General features: G+C 69.7%; 20 protein-coding genes and 1 pseudogene. 11 read left to right on the forward strand and 10 right to left on the reverse strand.

Annotation, left to right across the window (positions count from 1 at the left end):
* Positions 1-49: 49 nt before the first annotated feature.
* From aroB to C5E41_RS15690, 4 genes and pseudogenes are all read right to left on the reverse strand, one after another.
* Positions 50-1,186 carry a 3-dehydroquinate synthase gene (aroB, locus tag C5E41_RS15675; protein WP_104376575.1) on the reverse strand — a complete coding sequence of 379 codons (1,137 nt, stop codon included), beginning with the start codon at positions 1,184-1,186 and terminating at the stop codon, positions 50-52.
* Positions 1,187-1,845: 659 nt separating this feature from the next.
* A pseudogene (locus C5E41_RS35115) lies at positions 1,846-2,361 on the reverse strand (shikimate kinase); the annotation flags it as partial.
* 56 nt (positions 2,362-2,417) lie between these two features.
* Complete coding sequence (gene aroC, locus C5E41_RS15685; RefSeq protein ID WP_104376576.1) at positions 2,418-3,638, reverse strand: chorismate synthase; 1,221 nt, start codon at positions 3,636-3,638, stop codon at positions 2,418-2,420.
* A gap of 44 nt (positions 3,639-3,682) precedes the next feature.
* Complete coding sequence (locus C5E41_RS15690; RefSeq protein ID WP_104376577.1) at positions 3,683-4,255, reverse strand: prepilin peptidase; 573 nt, start codon at positions 4,253-4,255, stop codon at positions 3,683-3,685.
* Between the two features lie 173 nt (positions 4,256-4,428).
* Here C5E41_RS15690 and C5E41_RS15695 point away from each other — a divergent pair, with 173 nt between their 5' ends.
* The 5 genes from C5E41_RS15695 (at position 4,429) to C5E41_RS15715 (ending at position 7,742) form a co-directional block, all read left to right on the forward strand.
* Positions 4,429-5,565 (forward strand): M24 family metallopeptidase, encoded by a 1,137-nt coding sequence (locus tag C5E41_RS15695; RefSeq protein WP_104376663.1) that lies wholly within the window; start codon positions 4,429-4,431, stop codon positions 5,563-5,565.
* An 81-nt stretch (positions 5,566-5,646) separates the two neighbouring features.
* Complete coding sequence (efp, locus tag C5E41_RS15700) at positions 5,647-6,210, forward strand: elongation factor P (RefSeq protein ID WP_030513974.1); 564 nt, start codon at positions 5,647-5,649, stop codon at positions 6,208-6,210.
* A 99-nt stretch (positions 6,211-6,309) separates the two neighbouring features.
* The gene (gene nusB, locus C5E41_RS15705) at positions 6,310-6,819 is read left to right on the forward strand and encodes a transcription antitermination factor NusB (RefSeq protein ID WP_308706050.1); all 510 of its coding nucleotides are present in this window, start codon (positions 6,310-6,312) and stop codon (positions 6,817-6,819) included.
* A complete protein-coding gene (locus C5E41_RS15710) occupies positions 6,819-7,076 on the forward strand; it encodes a YciI family protein (RefSeq protein ID WP_104376578.1) in 258 nt (85 codons plus the stop codon). Before nusB ends, C5E41_RS15710 begins: the two co-directional genes overlap by 1 nt.
* A gap of 108 nt (positions 7,077-7,184) precedes the next feature.
* The gene (locus C5E41_RS15715) at positions 7,185-7,742 is read left to right on the forward strand and encodes an LppU/SCO3897 family protein (protein WP_104376665.1); all 558 of its coding nucleotides are present in this window, start codon (positions 7,185-7,187) and stop codon (positions 7,740-7,742) included.
* A 14-nt stretch (positions 7,743-7,756) separates the two neighbouring features.
* On the opposite strand, the gene C5E41_RS15720 is transcribed toward C5E41_RS15715, so the two are convergent.
* Positions 7,757-8,734, reverse strand: a complete 978-nt coding sequence (locus tag C5E41_RS15720; RefSeq protein WP_104376579.1) for a quinone oxidoreductase family protein — start codon at positions 8,732-8,734, stop codon at positions 7,757-7,759.
* A 90-nt stretch (positions 8,735-8,824) separates the two neighbouring features.
* Here C5E41_RS15720 and C5E41_RS15725 point away from each other — a divergent pair, with 90 nt between their 5' ends.
* On the forward strand, positions 8,825-9,397 hold the full coding sequence (locus tag C5E41_RS15725) for a TetR/AcrR family transcriptional regulator (RefSeq protein WP_104376580.1): 573 nt from the start codon (positions 8,825-8,827) through the stop codon (positions 9,395-9,397).
* Here C5E41_RS15725 and C5E41_RS15730 read toward each other — a convergent pair.
* Complete coding sequence (locus tag C5E41_RS15730; RefSeq protein WP_104376666.1) at positions 9,387-10,631, reverse strand: SLC13 family permease; 1,245 nt, start codon at positions 10,629-10,631, stop codon at positions 9,387-9,389. The two genes, C5E41_RS15725 and C5E41_RS15730, sit on opposite strands and share 11 nt — an antisense overlap.
* Before the next feature lie 65 nt (positions 10,632-10,696).
* Positions 10,697-11,839, reverse strand: a complete 1,143-nt coding sequence (locus C5E41_RS15735) for a serpin family protein (protein ID WP_104376581.1) — start codon at positions 11,837-11,839, stop codon at positions 10,697-10,699.
* A gap of 294 nt (positions 11,840-12,133) precedes the next feature.
* On the opposite strand from C5E41_RS15735, the gene C5E41_RS15740 reads away from it, so the two are divergent.
* A complete protein-coding gene (locus tag C5E41_RS15740) occupies positions 12,134-12,685 on the forward strand; it encodes a DUF4334 domain-containing protein (protein ID WP_104376667.1) in 552 nt (183 codons plus the stop codon).
* A gap of 4 nt (positions 12,686-12,689) precedes the next feature.
* Here the strand turns inward: C5E41_RS15740 and C5E41_RS15745 are convergent, their stop codons facing one another.
* The 3 genes from C5E41_RS15745 to C5E41_RS15755 form a co-directional block, all read right to left on the reverse strand.
* Positions 12,690-13,430, reverse strand: a complete 741-nt coding sequence (locus tag C5E41_RS15745) for an HD domain-containing protein (protein ID WP_104376582.1) — start codon at positions 13,428-13,430, stop codon at positions 12,690-12,692.
* Positions 13,431-13,477: 47 nt separating this feature from the next.
* Positions 13,478-14,104: an alpha-ketoglutarate-dependent dioxygenase AlkB gene (locus tag C5E41_RS15750; RefSeq protein WP_104376583.1), complete on the reverse strand. Its 627-nt coding sequence runs from the start codon at positions 14,102-14,104 to the stop codon at positions 13,478-13,480.
* Between the two features lie 81 nt (positions 14,105-14,185).
* Entirely contained in the window at positions 14,186-15,052 is an 867-nt protein-coding gene (locus tag C5E41_RS15755; RefSeq protein WP_258081006.1) for an alpha/beta fold hydrolase, read from the reverse strand.
* A 207-nt stretch (positions 15,053-15,259) separates the two neighbouring features.
* Between C5E41_RS15755 and pyrR the strand changes: the two genes are divergently transcribed.
* The 4 genes from pyrR to C5E41_RS15775 all read left to right on the forward strand — a co-directional run bounded on the left by pyrR (position 15,260) and on the right by C5E41_RS15775 (position 18,849).
* Positions 15,260-15,922, forward strand: coding sequence for a bifunctional pyr operon transcriptional regulator/uracil phosphoribosyltransferase PyrR (gene pyrR / locus C5E41_RS15760; RefSeq protein WP_181063264.1), 663 nt, complete (start codon positions 15,260-15,262; stop codon positions 15,920-15,922).
* Positions 15,919-16,884 (forward strand): aspartate carbamoyltransferase catalytic subunit, encoded by a 966-nt coding sequence (locus C5E41_RS15765; protein WP_104376585.1) that lies wholly within the window; start codon positions 15,919-15,921, stop codon positions 16,882-16,884. The genes pyrR and C5E41_RS15765 overlap by 4 nt, the downstream gene beginning before the upstream one ends.
* Positions 16,885-16,987: 103 nt before the next feature.
* Positions 16,988-18,328, forward strand: coding sequence for a dihydroorotase (locus tag C5E41_RS15770; RefSeq protein ID WP_104376586.1), 1,341 nt, complete (start codon positions 16,988-16,990; stop codon positions 18,326-18,328).
* Complete coding sequence (locus C5E41_RS15775) at positions 18,328-18,849, forward strand: PH-like domain-containing protein (protein WP_104376587.1); 522 nt, start codon at positions 18,328-18,330, stop codon at positions 18,847-18,849. The genes C5E41_RS15770 and C5E41_RS15775 overlap by 1 nt, the downstream gene beginning before the upstream one ends.
* Positions 18,850-18,855: the final 6 nt, after the last annotated feature.

Here is an 18,855-nt window from a genome sequence, read left to right on the forward strand (position 1 = left end):
TCGGCTCATCCGGGCCGCGGATCCTGTCCGCGGCCCGGATTTTCATGTGCTAGAGCAGAATTCCGCCAGCGGGGCTGTCCTCGCGGGCGATGGTCGCATACGCCGCGGCCAGCAGCGACGGATCGGGACCCTCCAGGCGACCCGGCTTGGCCAGACCGTCGAGAACGACGAATCGAACGATGCCCGAGCGGGTCTTCTTGTCGGTCTGCATGGTTTCGAGCAACTGCGGCAGCGCGTCGGCGTCATAGGTGGTCGGCAGGCCGACGCTCTCCAGAATGGCGCGGTGCCGGTCGGCGGTCGCGTCGTCGAGGCGGCCGGCCAGCCGGCCGAGTTCGGCCGCGAAGACGAGGCCGACCGAGACCGCCGCACCGTGGCGCCACCGGTAGCGTTCCCGCCGTTCGATCGCGTGGCCGAGGGTGTGGCCGTAGTTGAGGATCTCGCGCAGGCTCGCCTCTTTGAGATCGGCGGCCACCACGTCGGCCTTCACCTGGATCGCCCGGCGGACCAACTCCGGCAGCACGTCGCCCTTCGGGTCCAGTGCGGCGGCGGGGTCGCGTTCGATCAGGTCGAGAATGACCGGGTCGGCGATGAATCCGGCCTTGATGATCTCGGCCATTCCGGCGACGATCTCGTTGGGCGGCACGGTTTCGAGGGTGACCAGATCCACCAGCACGGCCGACGGTTCGTGGAAGCAGCCGACCAGATTCTTCCCGGCCTCGGTGTTGATTCCGGTTTTGCCCCCGACCGCCGCGTCGACCATCGCGAGCAGCGTGGTGGGCACGTGGACAACCTTCACCCCACGCATCCAGGTGGCGGCGACGAACCCGGCCAGATCGGTGGCCGCACCCCCGCCGAGGCTGATTACGACGTCCTGGCGGGTGAGGCCGATGCGGCCGAGCACCTCCCAGCAGAAGCCGGCGACCGGCAGATCCTTGCCGGCCTCGGCATCCGGAATTTCGATGCGATGCGCGTCGAGGGTGTCACCGTGCGAGCCGACGGCTTGCTCGGCGAGCGCCTGCCGCACCACCTCCGCGGTCTCGGTCAGCGGCGGCTGGTGGAAGATCGCCACCGTCCGCACTCCGGGATGGCGGGCGACCTGCTCGACCAGTTCGCCCAGCAGCCCGCGGCCGACGATCACCGGATACGGGTCGGCGGTTCGGACCTCGATGCGGGTGGGCTCGCTCATGTGTGCTGCTCCGATTCCTCTAGTGCTCGTCGTGGGCGTGCCCGGCGGGCGCGTGCGCGTCGGGACCGACCGGCCCCGGGCGCCGCTTCGTGCGCGGTCTGCGCGGCGTTACCCGCGAGACGTCCAGCGGGCGAAGGTGTTTCGTCGGTTGCGGGCGCCGGCCGTGTCTCCGGCCCGGAGCGGACCGGGCGCACCGGTTCCGGATGTGGCGCCGCCGCCGCGCCGGTGTTCTGACCCGAGGCGGGAGGGCCGGCGGCGCGGGTGGCGGTGCGTCGGACTCGTCCCGGTCGTACATTCGGCTGTGCGGCGGATGGTTTCGCGTCCGCACCGGCCGCCGTTGGTTCGGGCGTGAGGGCGGGACGCTCCGCGGCGGGGCCGATGGGCGGCGTGTCGGCCGGGGTGCCGGTCCGGTTTCGGGAGTGCCGGCGGCCGCCGCGCCGGGACCGCCGGGCTCGGCGGCGCGGCTGGGTACGGTCCGTCTCGGTCGAATCCGGTTGCGCGGCTTCGGTTCCACCGGACCCGGATGCGGTCCTGGTGGCGCTATCGGACGCGCCGCGCGTGCGGCGCCGGCGCCCGCGCGGGCGGGAACGACGGGTGCCCGTGGGTTCGGCACTCGTCGAATCCGGTTGCGACGCCGGTGTTTCGGCCGGTTCGATGCCGAGTTTGGCGAGGATGGCACGGACGACGCGGCCGGGACTGCGGCCGTCGGTGCGGATCCGGATGGAGGCCACCTCGCGATACAGTGGGCGGCGCACGCGCATGAGTTCGCGATATTTCGCGCTCGGATCGTCGCCGTTGAGCAGCGGCCGATTCGTCGACGCCCCGGTCCGGCGCAGTCCCTCGGACACGCTGATCTCCAGGTACACCACCGTGCGCCCGCGCAACAACTCCCGGGTCGCCGCGGACAGGATCGCACCGCCGCCGAGGGATACGACGCCGTGTTCGGCGAGGATAGCGCGGCGCACCACGCGTTCCTCGATGCGCCGGAATTCCGGTTCGCCGTCGGTGGCGAAGATGTCGGGGATGCTGCGACCGGTGTCCTGTTCGATCCCGGCGTCGGTGTCGTAGAGCGAGACGCCGAGTTCGCGAGCGAGCTTGCGTCCGATCGTGGACTTACCGGCCCCGGGCGGGCCGATGAGAATCACGCTGGGCCGGCTGGGGTCGCTGCGGACGATCACGACGGCTGTCCCGGGCGCCGGACCCGGGCGGTGCCGCGCGCGGGATCAGCCATTCATGCCTCCGACGCCACGACGCCCGGAATGTGTGGGCGGGTCTGAATACGCTTCTGGTACGTCGTGAGGTTGTCGACGGTCTCGGCGAGGGAATCGCCGCCGAACTTCTCCAGTACCGCCTGCGCGACCACGAGCGCGACCATGGCTTCGGCGACCACACCGGCGGCGGGCACCGCGCAGACGTCGGAGCGCTGATGGATGGCCACCGCCTCGTCCCCGGTGGCCATATCCACGGTGGACAGCGCGCGCGGGACGGTGGAGATGGGCTTCATCGCCGCGCGCACGCGCAGGGCTTCGCCGTTGGTCATACCGCCCTCGAGTCCGCCGGCGCGGTTGGTGGAGCGCAGCACCCCGTCGGGACCGGGACGCATTTCGTCGTGGGCGGCGCTGCCGCGACGCCGCGCGGTCTCGAATCCGTCGCCGACCTCGACACCCTTGATGGCCTGGATCCCCATCAGGGCAGCGGCCAGCCGAGAGTCCAGGCGCTGTTCACCGCTGACGAACGATCCCAGTCCGACCGGCAGTCCGGTGACCACGACCTCGACGACGCCGCCGAGGGTGTCGCCATCCTTCTTGGCGGCCTCGATCTCGGCGATCATCGCGGTTTCGGCCTCGGGATCGAATGCTCGAACCGGGCTGGCGTCCACGGCCTCAAGGTCGGCGGCGGTCGGCACGAAACCCGGGCGCGCTGCTGCGGTGCCGATCGAGACCACGTGGGAGACGACCTCGACTCCGACGGCCTGGCGCAGGAACTGCCGTGCCACCGTGCCCGCGGCGACCCGAGCGGCGGTTTCGCGGGCGCTGGCGCGTTCGAGCACGTTGCGGGCGTCGTCGAAGCCGTATTTGAGCATCCCCGAGTAGTCGGCGTGGCCGGGACGGGGGCGCGTCAGCGGCGCGTTGCGAGCCAGCTCGGCCAGTTCCGCCTCGTCGACGGGGTCGGCGGCCATGACCTCGGTCCACTTCGGCCATTCGGAATTGGCGATCTCGATCGCGACGGGGCCGCCCATGGTGCGGCCGTGGCGGATACCGCCGATCACGGTGACCTTGTCGGCCTCGAACTTCATCCGCGCGCCGCGCCCGTAGCCCAGTCGTCGCCGCGCCAGTTGCGCGGCGATATCGGCCGAGGTCACCTCGACACCGGCCACCATCCCCTCGACGATGGCGACAAGAGCGGGACCATGAGACTCACCAGCAGTAATCCAGCGCAACACGACCTCCATCTTTCCACGTCACAACGGTTCCCCGGACATCGGTGTCCGCGCGGCTACACCGTGGGCCACAGTGCCGCAACGGTAGCCAGGCACATCGCGGGCCCGTGTGGCACCGTGATCGAGGCGCCGAACACACCCCGACGACGGTCCGAATCTCCGCTCGCGGCCGGGCGGTCGCCGGGATGCGCGGCACGGATCGCGGTGCCGTGTCGGACGCGCGCGGCCGGCCTGCCGCCGGCGCCGGCGTGGCGGGAGGCGCGAGCGGCGACCTGCGTCGCGACCAGTGCACCGACTCCGGCCGAAGCGGTCAGCAAGGGCGCGCCGATCGCGGCCCACACCCAGCAGGACGGTCCACCCAACGCCGCGGCAGCGCCGGTGCCGAGCGCCAATTTCACATCTCCGGCCCCGCACGCCGCCGGCTCGACGAGATGCACCAGTAGATACGGCACGGCGAGCAGCAGCGCGCCGGCGATCGCCGCGGTGGCACGGCCGGTCGATGCGGCGAGCACCGGCACCACCGCCGCACCCGGGAGGGTGAGCACGTCGGGCAGTCGCCGGGTCCGAACGTCGATCACGCTGAGCGCGGCACACCAGACGATCAGAGCGAGGTAGGCGGTGGTGGTCATGCAGTCATCGTCGCTCGCGGCACGAGCCGGCCCAGGCCCGCGGACCTGAAATGTGGACAACCGCAACAGTTGTGAACACGCGACGGGTAACACTGGCTCGCCACCGGTCGCGGGTGGGGGTCGCGGGTGACGGCGTGACGGCCTCGCAATACGACAGCGGTAGCGTGGCAGCCATGTCTGCTGATGACGGTGCCCGGCGTCCCGACCACGCTGCGCGTCGGGCCGGGTTGCGAGACCTGTTGGTGGAGAACGGGGTCGACGCCCTGCTGGTGACCGATCTGGTGAATATCCGGTACCTGACCGGCTTCACCGGCTCCAACGCTGCCCTGCTCGTGCACTCCTGGGACGGCAGCCAGGTGGGCGAGGACGGGGAGCGAACCGTCATCTGCACCGACGGCCGCTACATCACCCAGGTCGGCGAACAAGTGCCCGACGTACACGCCGAGATCGCTCGCGCGAGTGCGCGCCGGTTGGTCGAACTGGCCGGAGAATGGCAGATCGGCCGCGTCGGCTTCGAAAGTCACGTCGTGACGGTCGACCAGCATCGCGGCTTCCTCGACCAGGGCAGTGGCCTCCAATTCGTCCCCGCGCCCGGTCTGGTCGAACAACTGCGCACGGTCAAGGACGACTACGAGGTCGAGCAGCTGCGGGCGGCGTGCGCGGCCGCCGACGCCGCGCTGGCCACCCTCCTGGAACGAGGGGGGCTGCGTCCGGGCCGCACCGAGCGCCAGGTCGCTCGCGAGCTGGAATGGCTGATGTTCGAGCACGGCGCCGACGCGATCGCCTTCGAGACCATCGTGGCCGCCGGTGCCAATTCCGCAGTGCCGCATCATCGCCCGACCGACGCGGTACTGGCCGCGGGCGATTTCGTGAAGCTCGATTTCGGCGCGGTGGTCGGCGGCTATCACTCGGATATGACGCGCACCCTGGTGCTGGGCGAGCCGACCGATTGGCAGCGCGAGATCTACCAGCTCGTACATGAGGCGCAGCGGGCCGGCCGCGAGGCGCTGGCGCCCGGTGTGCCGTGCGCGGCGGTCGATGCCGCGGCCCGTTCGGTGATCGAGTCCGCCGGGCACGGCGACCTGTTCGTGCACGGGCTCGGACACGGCGTCGGACTGCAGATCCACGAAGCGCCTCCGGTCGCCAAAACCGCGACCGGTACACTTCTGGATGGCGTGGCGGTGACCGTCGAGCCAGGTGTGTATTTCCCCGGCCGCGGCGGAGTTCGCATCGAGGACACGCTCGTGGTTCGTGCGGGGGGTCCGGAGTTGCTCACCCACACCACCAAAGACCTCACCGTGGTCGACTGACCCCGGCTGCCCCACCGGGTCCGGGCCCTACGGCCCGGCCTACAGAACGTCGAACAGTACTAACAAGGAGATCCGAGGACAGTGGCGGACACCAGCGACTTCAAGAACGGCCTCGTGCTGAAGATCGACGGTCAGCTCCAGCAGATCGTCGAGTTCCAGCACGTCAAGCCGGGTAAAGGTCCCGCGTTCGTGCGGACCAAGCTGAAGAACGTGCTGTCCGGCAAGGTGGTCGACAAGACGTTCAACGCCGGCGTGAAGGTGGAGACCGCCACCGTGGACCGCCGGGATATGACCTACCTGTACCACGACGGGTCGGACTACATCTTCATGGACGGCGAGACCTTCGACCAGATCGGTATCGACGAGCAGACCATCGGTAAGGGCGCCGGCTTCCTGCTGGAGAACATGACCGTGCAGGTCGCCACCCACGAGGGCGCGCCGCTGTACGTCGAGCTCCCGGTCACCGTCGAACTCGAGGTCACCCACACCGAGCCCGGCCTGCAGGGCGACCGCTCCAGCGCCGGCACCAAGCCCGCGACGCTGGAGACCGGCGCCGAGGTGCAGGTGCCGCTGTTCATCAACGTCGGCGACAAGCTGAAGATCGACTCGCGCGACGGCGGCTATCTGGGCCGGGTCAACGCCTGATCCTCCGGATCCACCGGCCCGGCGCCGGAACCATGGGCGGCGCGCGCGTATCGGATTTCCGGTATCGCTCGCGCCGCCGTCGACACTGCGAACGGGATAATGGTGATCGTGGCTGATCAGCCCGTGGACAAGAAGTCCACCCACAAGAAACTCGGAGCTCGGCACAAGGCCCGCCGCCGGGCCGTAGATCTGCTCTTCGAGGCCGAGGCGCGCGACATCGACCCGGCCGACCTGGTCGCGGAGCGCCTGGACCTGGCTGGTCGCGATGAACAGGTCGCCCCGGTGAATCCCTACACTCGCACCCTCGTCGAAGGCGTCGCCGACGATCTGGATCGCGTCGACGGCACCATCGAGTCCTATCTACAGGACTGGACGCTGGCCCGGCTGCCAGCGGTAGACCGCGCCATTCTGCGGGTGGCGGTATGGGAGTTGTTCCACGCCAACGATGTTCCGCCGGTGGTGGCGGTCGACGAGGCCGTCGAGCTGGCGAAGGAACTGTCGACCGACGATTCGCCCGCGTTCGTCAACGGCGTCCTCGGCCGCATCGTGTCACTGGCCGACCAGGTGCGTGCCGCCGCGGCCGCCACCCGCCGTGACGGCGGGGCGTGATGATCAAATATCTTGTGCTCGCGATGCGCACCTCGGCCTGGTCCGACGCGGTCGTCGAACCGCACCGCGAATGGCTGGCCGACGTGCGCGCGCGAGGGCAGCTGGACTGCACCGGCCGATTCACCGACGGCAGCGGCGGCGCGTATCTGGTGCTGGCCGAAGATCTCGCGGCCGCACGGGAATTGGTGTTCACCGATCCCATTCACACCACCGGCGCGTCCGAGCTGACGATTCACGAATGGGAGATCACGGGCTGATTCGTGTCCGCGACACGCCGTTGAATTCGGACAAACCCGCTAAATTTCGCGGATGCCCGCCGCGCCCGCATACTGTTCCGGTCACTTGACCTAGAAGAGGTGGAACGGATGCGGTTCAATTCGGCGACAGTGCGTACGGCGCTGCGTCTCGCCCCGGCGATCGTCGCGGCGGCGACCCTGGCCACGAGCGGTTGCTCGGCGGTGGAAAAAGGTGTCGACAAGGGTGTTCAGGTCGCCAAGGACCACAACAAATCCGACACCGCTCGGGCGAAGGTGGGCGACTGCATCAACGTGATCAACGCCTCGGCCGTCGATTCCGATACCGAACCGGTCGCCTGCACCTCCGACAAGGCCGTCTACAAGGTCGCGCAGGTGCACGACAACAAGGTCGAGTGCGGCGCCGATTTCACCTCGTACGAGGAAACCCTCAATGGCGGCACGCTCGCGTATTTGTGCCTGGCGCCGAATTTCAAAGCGGGACTGTGCTATGCGGATTCGCCACTCAGTGGCTACAAGTATGCCGACTGCACATCTGCGGAGGCGAGTTTCCGGGTCGCCCAGCGCATCGACGGACAATCCGACGAGACGCTGTGCGGCCCGGAGTCCGACAGCGTGATCACGCTGTCGGATCCGCAGACGACATTCTGTCTGGCGCAACCGAAGTGAGCCGGGGCTTCCGCTCAGGCGGGGCCGGGGCGCAAGACGATCGTGCCGAAGGTCGTGCGCTCGTCGACCCGTCGGTGGGCCTCGGCCGCATCCGCCAGCGGTAGCACACTGTCGATCAGCACGGTGAGGTCACCGGCGGCGGCGAGTTCGAATGCCGCCGCCCGTTTGGCCGCCACCCCGGCCAGCCACTGCGGTCCGGAGCATCCGGTGAACGTGATTCCGCGCATGATCAGGTCCATCGTCGTGACCTGGGCGGGAGTGCCGGACAGCCAGCCGTATCCGAGCATCCGGCCACGCAACGGGGTCATCAGATCGAGGACGGCCGCGGCGCTCTCGCCGCCGATCGAGTCGAAAACCACGTCGACCGTGGCATTTTCGAGGCGCTCGCCGAGCCGGCCCGGCCAGTCCGGATCGCGGTGGTCGACGACCGTGTGCGCGCCGAGTTGGCGGGCGCGTGCGGTTTTGGCCGCGCCGCCGGCGGTGGCGATGATGTGCGCGGCGCCGGATCGGGCCGCCAATTGGGTGAGGTAGCCCCCGACTCCGGTGGCCGCGGCCTCGATCAGGACGGTTTCGGTACCGGTGAGTGCCGCGGCCTCCAGCAGGGCCAGCGCCACCGATCCGCTCATCGCCACCGCCGCGGCGACATCGCTCGCCAATCCGTCCGGTATGCGGACCGCGGATTCGGCGGGTGCGCACATCCATTCCGCGTAGCTGCCGAAGTCGTTGCGCGCCACCAGGACCCGCTGTCCTGTCCATTCCGGGTCGACGTCGTCGGCGACGGCGGTGACCATCCCGACCGCCTGGATTCCGAAGACCGCCGGGGTCGGCGTCGGGGGCGGGAACATGCCCGACCGCAACATCGTCTCCGGGTACAGCACCGGGGCCGCTTCCACCCGGATCAGCACCTCGCCGGGCTGGGGACTGGGCTCGTCCACCTCGCGCGCGACGAGGACCTCCGGTCCGCCGGCCCCGGTCATTACGATTGCCTGCATATCGACCTCATAACTTGACTAACGGTCCAGATACTTCGTCCGGAAGAATATGGACCGCTGGTCAAGTTTGTCAACGGACTGGAGTGCACCGTGGCGCAGCAGCGCAGAGAACGAGCCGATGCGGCGCGCAACCGTCGCGCGATTCTCGATGCGACTCGGGCACTGCTGGCCGAGGGTGGCGCCGAGGCGGTGACCATGGACCGGGTGGCCGCCGCGGCGGGAGTCGGCAAGGGCACGGTGTTTCATCGTTTCGGCTCGCGCGCGGGACTGTTGCACGCGATGGTCGCCGAACCGGCCGAAACACTGCGGGCGGCGATCACCGACGGCCCGCCGCCGCTGGGCCCGGGCGCGCCGGCGGGGGAGCGGCTGCTCGCTTTCTTCGATGCGATGGCCAAGGTTTTCGCCGACAACGTCGAACTGATGGTCGCGGCCTACCGCAGCGTGCCCCCGCATCCGCGCACCTCCGAATTCCACGCCACCTGGGCGGAGCACGTCACGAAGCTGCTGACCGAGGCGCGTCCGGACCTCGACGCCGAGGGGGTCGGCCACCTGCTGTTCGGCATGCTGGGCAGCGATTACGCCCTTGCCGCGGTGCGCGAGGATCAGAGCGAAAGGTTGCGAGAGTCGGTGCGCCAGGTGGTGCTCGCGGTGGTCAGCCCGTGAGTAGAACGCCGCCCACCGCACCCGCGGTCGCGATCACGGCCAATGCCAGTCCGGTGCAGACGAACCGAACCGCCGGCACCCGGACCGCGTGCGAGCGGCAGAACTCCAGGCACAGCAGCGTGGCCAGCGAGGACCACGGGGTGGCTATCGCGCCGACGTTGGTGCCGATCAGCAAGGACAGCAACTGGTTTCGGTGGTCGGGCGGTATCACCGCCTCACCGGCGGTGTAGGCAGGCAGGTTGTTGACGATATTCGACAGGCCGAGGCCGGCACCCGCCGCGCGATAGGCCCCGGCCGTACCGGAATCCGTGCCGATCAGCGCGGCCATCAGATCCGAGAGTCCGTAACGGCCCAGGGTGGGGATGGCCAGGAACAGTCCGACCACGAAGATCAGCAGCTGCCACGGGATCAGCGACGGCCGCAGTGCGCTGCGGTCGAACACGGCGAATCCGGCGATCGCGAGGACCGCCGCGGCGAGTGCGGCGTAGCCGATGTGGTCGCCGACGAAGGGAATCGCCAGGACGAACAGCGCGCAGGCGCCCCCGGCGGTCGCGAACAGCGCCCGATTCCGGGTGTTCCGCAGCCGGATCGGGGCGGGCGCCACGTAGCGATCGGTGCCGCGGCGGCCGGGTCGCCAGTACCAGATCCACAGCGCCGCCATGGTCGCGATGAGCGAGATCAGCTGCGGCAGCCACATTCTGGCCGCGAACCCGGTGGCATCGAGGCCGATCCGGTCGGCGGCGAGCAGATTGGTGAGGTTGGACACCGGCAGCAGCAGGCTCGCGGTGTTCGCCAGCCACAACGTGGTCATCGCCAGCGGCAGCGGTGGAATGCGCGCGGGCCCGGCCAAGGCCAGCATGACCGGTGTCAGCAGGACCGCGGTGGTGTCGAGGTTGAGCACCATCGTCGTCACGGCCGCGAAGCCGCCGCAGAGCACGAACAGCGCCGGATAGCGTCCCCGCCCGGCGATCGCGATCCGATGGGCGATGACGTCGAAAACCTGTGCGCGCCGGGCCAGGTGGGCCAGCACGATCACGCTGCCGAGAAACAGCAGCAGCGGTCCGATCCGGCGCATATTCGCCTCGGCGTCGGCACGCGGCAGCCATCCGGTCAGTACGCACAGCACTCCGGCCGCGAGGACTGCGATGCGGATCCAGTCCAGGAGGCGCGGTGCGGCGGCTTCCTCCGGCTCGGTCTCGTGCGCGCTGCGTTCGGGCGCCGCCGGTTCGGACATCCGGCCATCATCGCACCGCGGCGCACACCCGCGCGTGCCGGTCCGTTCGCATCGGCCGGGCCGGTTCACGGCGCGGGGCTGGCGACCCAACCGGCTACGATCGCCAGTCCGGTGGGACGGTGGACGCCGAGGAAGCCGAAGGGGCGGTCGAAGTTCACTCCGATCATCAGGGCATCGGCCGGCGCCGGTGGCATGCCGGTCGGTTCCATCAGCACCGCGGTAACGGCCGCGGCCGCGAAACCGTCGGCGGTGAACCGGGCGCAGACGTCCTGGGCTGCCGCCGTCACCCGTAGCGCAACTGGTGAGAGGCCGGGGAAGGGGTTGTCTGTCGCGGTGGTCGCGGTGGTCAGGCCGAACAGTTCCGGTTCGCGCAGCAGGTCGTGGGTGGAGCGAACAGCGAAGGGCGGCACTTGAACTCGCAGAGTGTCCGATACGGCGGTCACCGTCCGGACCTCGAGTCCGGGGGCAGTGGTGCCCAGGCCGGGCCGGTGTGTCTCCACCGAACCGTCGAGTGCCCCCAGCCCCGCCGCCAGCACCACCGGAGCAGTGGCCCCCTCCTCGCCGAGCAGCAGATGCACATCCAGATCGGACGCACCACGCACCACCACGCGCGAAACGGGTGTGCCGGCCATCAGCACGGCGGCGTCGCCGAGGTCGGTGCTGTACCGCGCGAGGGCAGGTCCGCGGTGGCCACGCCACGGGCCGCTCGACGGTTCCAGCACATCGGCGTGGAAGCTCTGCCGCCAGGCGGTGCGGGCGACGACAGCGGTGGCCAGCGCGACGGCGGTCGCCGCGCCGACCGGTGCCGGGAAGCGATCGATCAGGCCGTCGGTATGGCGACGCGCCCATTCGTCCAGTCCGTCCTGTCCGCGCAGCGCGGCGATCGTGCCCGGCGGCAGGGTGCGGATCCACTCGTCGCGCAGCGCGATATCGTCGCGCACCCATACTCCGAGTGCCGCGCGCACCGATTCGGCGGCCTCGATCCGGCGCAGCAGGGTGATCGCGGCGTCGTGGGCGGATGCGGCGGGAATGCCGGTCGCCGCGGTGAGTTCGCCGCGGGCCGGTTCGCCGGCCGTCGCGGCCAGTAGTGCGAGCACCGGCCAAATTCCACAGCCGGACAGGACGAAATCCTCGGGACCCGCTGCGGCACACCATTTTTCGGTGAGAGTGTTGGCTGCGGCCACATCGGGCGCGAGGCTCGGCTGCATGGGCGAAAGCCTACCGGCGGGGGCCGACAGCAGTGCGCCCCTGCCGGGGTGTACGTGGGCGGCAGGGGCGCGTCCGGATCCTGATGGCCCGGACGATCGGCCGGAACCGATCTGCCGACGAGTCTGGTTCCTCAACCGCACTCGAGGTCCAGGCTCGGGGCGCGTGGCCTGCGTCACGCCGGCGCAAACACTGGCCGAAACTACGTCTTCGTGGCCGAACGTGTTGAGGCCTCGCGGCCGGTGTGTGTCATCCTTCCGAAGCGGAACGGTCCGCGCGAGGTCCAGGAGGTAGGGATGGCCGGTGCCGGTACAGCTCGTCTGGCGAAACTGCGCGCGGCTCGCGCGACCCCGGAGCAGGCGTGGCAGCTGTACGACAGCCTGCCCGAAGTCGCGGTCACCGAGATCACCACCGGCCGCTGGACCGGCGACGAACTGGACACCGGACATCCGTGGGCCGGTGTGCTGGTCGGATCCGGTTGGTACGGTAAGCAATTCGACTCACCGGACGAGGTGCAGCCGCTGCTGTTCGCCGGGCCGGACGGCCGGGTATTCCCGGTCGACCCCCGCCGGGTGCCGCTGGTGCTGGCCGGAACCCTGCCGACGGTGGGATTCCGGGCCGCGCGGCGCATGCTGCCGGTGTTGCGTCCGCTGCTGCGGACCCGTACCGCTCGGGCGCGCCTGCGCGAGATCGAATTCCGCGGCAAGGTCAGCGCGGCCATGATCTACGACCACCTGCCCATCGTCGACATCTTCCGCCGGGTCGACGAGGACACCCTGCTCGGTGTGATGGATATGCGGGGGCTGAGCGACCCCTACTTCTTCATCCTGCGCCGCGACCGCGCCTGACCGCTCAGGCGTCTCCGGCGGCGAGGATCACCTCGAAGCGGGCGTCGGCGGTGTCGAGTTGCTCGAGAATGTGCTGCTTGACATGCGGTGCCAGCGGCGTGTCCGCGCGGGTGATCAGTTCGCGGTAGACCGCGGTGAGCGGCCGGTACTTGGTGGCGAGTCTCGACATGACGGCTTGTTCGTCGGCGTAGAGGATGCCGACGCCGTTGTCGGTGAAATCGGAGATCTTCACCACCCGGGCCCACGGATCGCGGTCCAGGCTCGCGGCGACGTGGTCGCGGTATCGGATGTGCCGGTCCTGGTCCGAGTCGTGCGCCGGGTTGGTCACCGCCGCAACGAGATTCGATACGCGCTCGCCGAACCGCTGGGTCAGCACCGCCAGCGCTGCCGCCGTCAGGTCCTCGTCCGGCTCGCGCCCACCGCGGAGTGCGACCAGGTCGGCAGCGTGATCCTCGACGGCGTCGTGCAGGAGGCCGGCGAGCACCAGATCCGTGTCGTGCACCTCGTAGTGGCTCACGATGCGGATCGCCACCCGCAGTAGATGATTCAGATACGGCTCGCGGCCGTAGTTGTCGCCACGGTGCAGGTCGGCCACGAATTCGAGTGCCGCGTCGACCCGTTCGGGATCGGGCAGTTTGCGTTGCGACTCCAGCAGCAGTCGTTGCCGCAGCCCTTCCTCGCCGTGCACATCGCTGAGTGTGTGCAACGGCATGGCCGCCAGAATTCCCGCCCCGATGGACTCCATCCACCCAATCTAGCGGGACGCGGTGACAATCAGCCGCCGCCGGGTTTTCAGCGAACCCCCCGCGGGCGGAATTGGATGCTGATCCGCGGACCCACGGGCCGCCGCGTTTTCGGCACCGCATGTTCCCAGGTGCGCTGGCACGAGCCGCCCATGACGAGAAGATCGCCGTGCCCCACGTGATACCGAATGCTCGCGCCGCCGCCGCGCGGACGCAGCAGCAGGGCCCGCGGCGCGCCGATCGACAGGATCGCGATCAGGGTGTCGTGGGTGGAACCGCGGCCACCGGTGTCACCGTGCCAGGCCACACTGTCCTCGCCGTCGCGGTAGTAACAGAGTCCGGCCGTGCGGAACGGCTCGCCGAGTTCGGGGCCGTAATGGTCGCTCAGGGCCGCGCGGGCGTCCTCCAGGATCGGGTCCGGCCAGGGCTCGTTCTCGCCGTAGTGCCGCAGCAATCGTGGCACGTCCACCACGCGGTCGTACATCGGGCGGCGGTCGGCTCGCCACGGGACGCGAGTGGCCAGCCGTTCGAACAGTTCGTCGGCCCCGCGCAACCATCCCGGAAGCAGGTCGACCCACGCGCCCTCGGTCAGCTGGGTGCGGCGCACGCCGGCCAACGGCCCCAGTTCGATGTCGCCGAAGCCGTCGAACAGCGATCTCTGCAGCGGTGTCGACATGCGTTCGAATCTACGTTCTATCGAACACACGTTCAAGCATCGCGCCGTGCCGGTGTTCGGGGCCGATCCGGGCGGCGCGGATCAGCTCAGGTGTGCACGCACGAAATCGACCACCGCGTCGGAGAATTCGTCGTTGACATCGCTGGCCGCGGTATGGGCGGCGCCGGTGATCTCGACGTATTCCATGTGCGGCGCCAGCGCGCGGAAGTCGGCGACGCCTTGTTCGCTGACCACGTCCGACAACCGTCCACGCACCAGCAGGACCGGGATCTCGAGCGCGCGGGCGGCATCCTCGAGGCTGCTGGTCTGCCGTTCGATGTCCTCCGGCCGGCTCGCCATCATCGCCGGATCCCAATGCCAGTACCAGCGCCCGTCCTCGCGCAGCCGCAGATTGCGCCGCAGGCCCTCCGGGTTGCGCGGCCGGCGGCGGTGCGGCAGATACTCGGCCACCGCATCGGCGGCTTCCTCCAGGGAGGCGAAGCCCTCGGGATGGCCGCCGAGGAAGTTCACGACCCGTTCCACGCCCTTATGCTCCGGGCGCGGCACGACGTCGACCAGGACGAGTCCGGCGATGCGCTCCCGTCCGGGACGGGCGGTCGCCAGCAGTGCGGTCAATCCGCCCATGCTCGCGCCGACCACGATGGCGGGCCGATCGAGTTCGGCGAGAATGTTCAGGAGATCGGTGGTCATCGCCGTGCGCGAGTAGTCGCCGTCCGGCGCCCAGTCGCTGTCGCCGTGGCCGCGGGTGTCCAGCAGGACGGCGTGCATCCCCGCCTTCGCCAGCGCGGCGCCCGATTCCTTCCATGAGTGCCGGGTCTGGCCGCCGCCGTGCAGGAAGACGGCCAGCGGGCCGTCGGCCGGCCCCCAGCTCTCCCCGGCCAGGGCGATGCCGCCATGGCCGCGGAAGGTGATCCGGCGGGGCTCGGTGAAGTCGACTTCGTTGCTCACTCTTCGAGCATCCCACATCCGGTTTACGCCGTATGAAACGGTCCCTGCCAATGGTTGTGCCGTTCGCGTGATGTGTCGGCATAGCCGCAGGTGGCGGGGCTCACAGCGGGACCCCGCCGTCGGAAGGCCGGGGCGGCGCTGCTACGCTCAGGCATCGAAAAGACATCCTTTAACGGACCGTCCGGTGAGGCGGGGAAGGAGGTCGGCATGGCCGTGCCCGAAGAGCGCGGCGGCCGCGTCGCGCCCGAAGAACGGGCCGCCAGGTCGAGCGCTGCCGAATATTCGCAGCGGCACGACCCCGAGTGGGTCCGCGCCGGGCGTGAGCTGTTGTCCGCCTCCGATGTCGGCCGGACCATCGCGCGCATGGCGCATCAGATCATCGAGAAGACCGCGCTGGATTCGTCGGATCCGGAGGCGCCCCGGGTCGTGCTGATCGGCATCCCCACCCGCGGGACCACCCTCGCCGCGCGGCTGACCGATCGGATCGAGGAATTCTCCGGCGTGCGTCCCGCGCTCGGTTCGCTCGACATCACGCTGTATCGCGACGACCTGCGCAATCGTCCGCATCGCCCACTGGAACGGACCTCGGTCCCCGAGGGCGGTATCGACGACGCGCTGGTCGTTCTCGTCGACGACGTGCTGTTCTCCGGTCGCAGCGTGCGCTCGGCGCTGGACGGTCTGCGCGATCTGGGCCGCCCGCGCGCGGTGCAGCTGGCGGTACTGGTCGATCGCGGCCATCGCGAACTGCCCATCCGCGCCGACTACGTCGGCAAGAACGTGCCGACCTCGCGCAGTGAGGACGTCTCCGTACTGCTCAGCGAACACGACGGTCACGACGGCGTGTATCTGCACCAGGGGGATGGGCGGTGAGGCATCTGCTCTCGGTCACCGACCTCGACCGCACCACCGCCACCGAACTGCTCGACGACGCCCAGCGCTTCGAACAGGCGCTGCTCGGCCGCGAGGTCCGCAAATTGCCCACCCTGCGCGGTCGGACCGTGATGACGGTGTTCTTCGAGAACTCGACCCGGACCCGGGTCTCGTTCGAGGTCGCCGGCAAATGGATGAGCGCCGACGTGATCAACGTGAGTGCCTCGAGCTCCTCGGTATCGAAGGGCGAATCGCTGCGCGACACCGCGCTGACCCTGCACGCCGCGGGCGCGGACGCGCTGATCGTGCGGCATCCGGCCTCCGGGGCGGCCCATCAGATCGCACGCTGGTTCGGCGAACTGGACGCCGGTTCGGGTGGCTACACCGGAACCGGGCCCGCTATCGTCAATGCCGGCGACGGCATGCACGAACATCCGACCCAGGCCCTGCTGGACGCGCTGACGCTGCGGCAGCGACTGGGGGAACTGGCCGGCAAGCGCATCGTGATCGTCGGCGACATCCTGCACAGCCGCGTCGCTCGCTCCAACGCCTTTCTGCTCGACATCCTCGGCGCCGAGGTGGTGCTCGTCGCGCCGCGTACTCTGCTGCCGGTCGGGGTCGAGCAGTGGCCGGTGCAGGTCTCGCATTCTCTCGACGCGGCGCTGCCCGGCGCGGACGCGGTGATGATGCTGCGGGTGCAGGCCGAGCGGATGAACGGCGGTTTCTTCCCGTCGGCCCGTGAATACTCCGTCGCGTACGGACTGAACGAGCGGCGCATGGCGCTGCTCGACGACGACGCGGTCGTCCTGCATCCGGGCCCGATGCTGCGCGGTATGGAAATCGCGTCGGCGGTGGCCGATTCGCCGAAAGCCGCAGTGCTGCAACAGGTCACCAACGGTGTGCACATGCGCATGGCGGTGCTGTTCCGCCTGCTGGTCGGCGCGGGGGAGGCCGTCGCGTGAGCGGAACAGGGCCGGAGGCGGCAGCCTGCGTAACCCCGCAGGCCCCCGCTCATGCGCGTCGGCACAGCGTGAGCGTGAGCTTCGATGTGGAAGGTGAGGGCGCGTGAGCGATCTGGTTATCCGGGGCGTGCGGCCCTATGGCGAGGGTGAGCCGGTCGACGTGCTGGTGCGCGACGGTGTGATCGTCGCCCTCGGCGCGCGATCCGGCGAGACCGTCGACGGCGTCGAGGTTGCCGCGGATGCCGAGGTGCTGGAGGCCGACGGCCGGATCCTGCTCCCCGGTTTCGTCGACCTGCACACCCACCTGCGCGAGCCCGGCCGCGAGGACACCGAGACCATCGAAAGCGGTTCGGCCGCAGCGGCATTGGGCGGCTACACCGCGGTATTCGCGATGGCCAACACCAATCCCGTGGCCGACACCTCGGTCGTCACCGATCACGTGTGGCGGCGCGGGCAGGAGGTCGGGCTGGTCGACGTGCATCCGGTCGGCGCGGTGACCGTCGGCCTGGCCGGCAAGCAACTGGCCGAGATGGGCACCATGGCCGCCGGCGAGGGCCGGGTGCGGATCTTCTCCGACGACGGGCACTGCGTCTACGACCCGCTGATCATGCGCCGTGCCCTCGAGTACGCGAAATCGCTCGACGTGCTGATCGCCCAGCACGCCGAGGAGCCGCGGCTCACCCAGGGCGCCATCGCGCATGAGGGCCCTAACGCCGCCCGGCTGGGCCTGGCCGGCTGGCCGCGCGCGGCCGAGGAGTCGATCGTGGCCCGCGACGCGCTGCTGGCCCGCGACGCCGGAGCCCGGGTGCACATCTGCCACGCATCCACCGCGGGCACCGTCGAGCTGGTGAAATGGGCCAAGGCGCAAGGGATTTCGATCACCGCCGAGGTCACGCCGCATCATCTGCTGCTCGACGATTCGCGGCTGGAGACCTACGACGCGGTGAACAAGGTCAATCCACCGCTGCGTGAGGCCTCCGACGCCCAGGCGCTGCGCAAGGCCCTGGCCGACGGTGTGATCGACTGTGTGGCCACCGACCACGCCCCCCACGCCGAACAGGAGAAGTGCTGCGAATTCGCCGCCGCCCGTCCCGGCATGTTGGGGCTGGAGACCGCGCTGTCGATCATCGTCGAGACCCTGGTGGCTCCGGGCCTGCTCGACTGGCGTGGCGTGGCGAAGGTGATGAGCGAGAATGCGGCCCGCATCGCCGGACTCGACGATCAGGGCCGCCCGATCGCGGTCGGTGAACCGGCCAACCTGACCCTGATCGACCCGGACGCGTCGTGGACCGTGCGGGCGCGGGAGCTGGCGAGCATTTCCGCCAACACGCCGTACGAGGCGATGACGCTGCCCGCCAAGGTCGCCGCCACCATGCTGCGCGGGCGGATCACCGCCCGCGACGGAGTGGTGACGACCGCCCTGGCGGGGAGAGTGGGGCAATAATGGAGCGAACACTGTGGGTGATCGGGCTGGCCGCCCTTTTCGTCCTGTTCCTGTGGTTGATGTATCGCTCCTGGCTCGTGCGGGCCCGGAAGCAAGCCTCCTCGGTCGGGGAGCTGCCCACGGTGCCGGCGGATCTGGGCGCGCAGGTGCTCGAGCCGACGACCGGGCTGTACACGGGGACCACGCTGGCTCCGAGCTGGCAGAACCGCATCGTGGTCGGAGATCTGGGTTTCCGGGCCACGGCAGAGCTGACCCGCTTCGAACGCGGGATCCTGCTGGAACGCGACGGCGCGGAGGTGATCTGGATTCCGCAGGAGTCCATCACCGCGGTCCGCACCGAACGCGGCCACGCGGGCAAGGTGATGACCGACAATGGTGTGCTGGTTATTCGCTGGAAACTGCCGACGGGAACCGAAGTCGATACCGGGTTCCGCGGCGACGACAAGACGGTGTATCCGGCCTGGACGGCCATATCCGCGACGGGACAGACCGGCGCGGCGACGGGAGACGAGACGCCATGAGCGGAC

This window comes from Nocardia nova (genome assembly GCF_002933465.1).
Classification (GTDB): Bacteria; Actinomycetota; Actinomycetes; order Mycobacteriales; family Mycobacteriaceae; genus Nocardia; species Nocardia nova_B.

Bases quoted from the DNA above. Each gene is read 5' to 3' on its own strand.
- aroB (WP_104376575.1), bottom strand. From the start codon at position 1,186: ATGAGCGAGCCCACCCGCATCGAGGTCCGAACCGCCGACCCGTATCCG.
- aroC (WP_104376576.1), bottom strand. From the start codon at position 3,638: ATGGAGGTCGTGTTGCGCTGGATTACTGCTGGTGAGTCTCATGGTCCC.
- C5E41_RS15690 (WP_104376577.1), bottom strand. From the start codon at position 4,255: ATGACCACCACCGCCTACCTCGCTCTGATCGTCTGGTGTGCCGCGCTC.
- C5E41_RS15695 (WP_104376663.1), top strand. From the start codon at position 4,429: ATGTCTGCTGATGACGGTGCCCGGCGTCCCGACCACGCTGCGCGTCGG.
- nusB (WP_308706050.1), top strand. From the start codon at position 6,310: ATGGTGATCGTGGCTGATCAGCCCGTGGACAAGAAGTCCACCCACAAG.
- C5E41_RS15710 (WP_104376578.1), top strand. From the start codon at position 6,819: ATGATCAAATATCTTGTGCTCGCGATGCGCACCTCGGCCTGGTCCGAC.
- C5E41_RS15715 (WP_104376665.1), top strand. From the start codon at position 7,185: ATGCGGTTCAATTCGGCGACAGTGCGTACGGCGCTGCGTCTCGCCCCG.
- C5E41_RS15720 (WP_104376579.1), bottom strand. From the start codon at position 8,734: ATGCAGGCAATCGTAATGACCGGGGCCGGCGGACCGGAGGTCCTCGTC.
- C5E41_RS15730 (WP_104376666.1), bottom strand. From the start codon at position 10,631: ATGTCCGAACCGGCGGCGCCCGAACGCAGCGCGCACGAGACCGAGCCG.
- C5E41_RS15735 (WP_104376581.1), bottom strand. From the start codon at position 11,839: ATGCAGCCGAGCCTCGCGCCCGATGTGGCCGCAGCCAACACTCTCACC.
- C5E41_RS15740 (WP_104376667.1), top strand. From the start codon at position 12,134: ATGGCCGGTGCCGGTACAGCTCGTCTGGCGAAACTGCGCGCGGCTCGC.
- C5E41_RS15745 (WP_104376582.1), bottom strand. From the start codon at position 13,430: ATGGAGTCCATCGGGGCGGGAATTCTGGCGGCCATGCCGTTGCACACA.
- C5E41_RS15750 (WP_104376583.1), bottom strand. From the start codon at position 14,104: ATGTCGACACCGCTGCAGAGATCGCTGTTCGACGGCTTCGGCGACATC.
- pyrR (WP_181063264.1), top strand. From the start codon at position 15,260: ATGGCCGTGCCCGAAGAGCGCGGCGGCCGCGTCGCGCCCGAAGAACGG.
- C5E41_RS15775 (WP_104376587.1), top strand. From the start codon at position 18,328: ATGGAGCGAACACTGTGGGTGATCGGGCTGGCCGCCCTTTTCGTCCTG.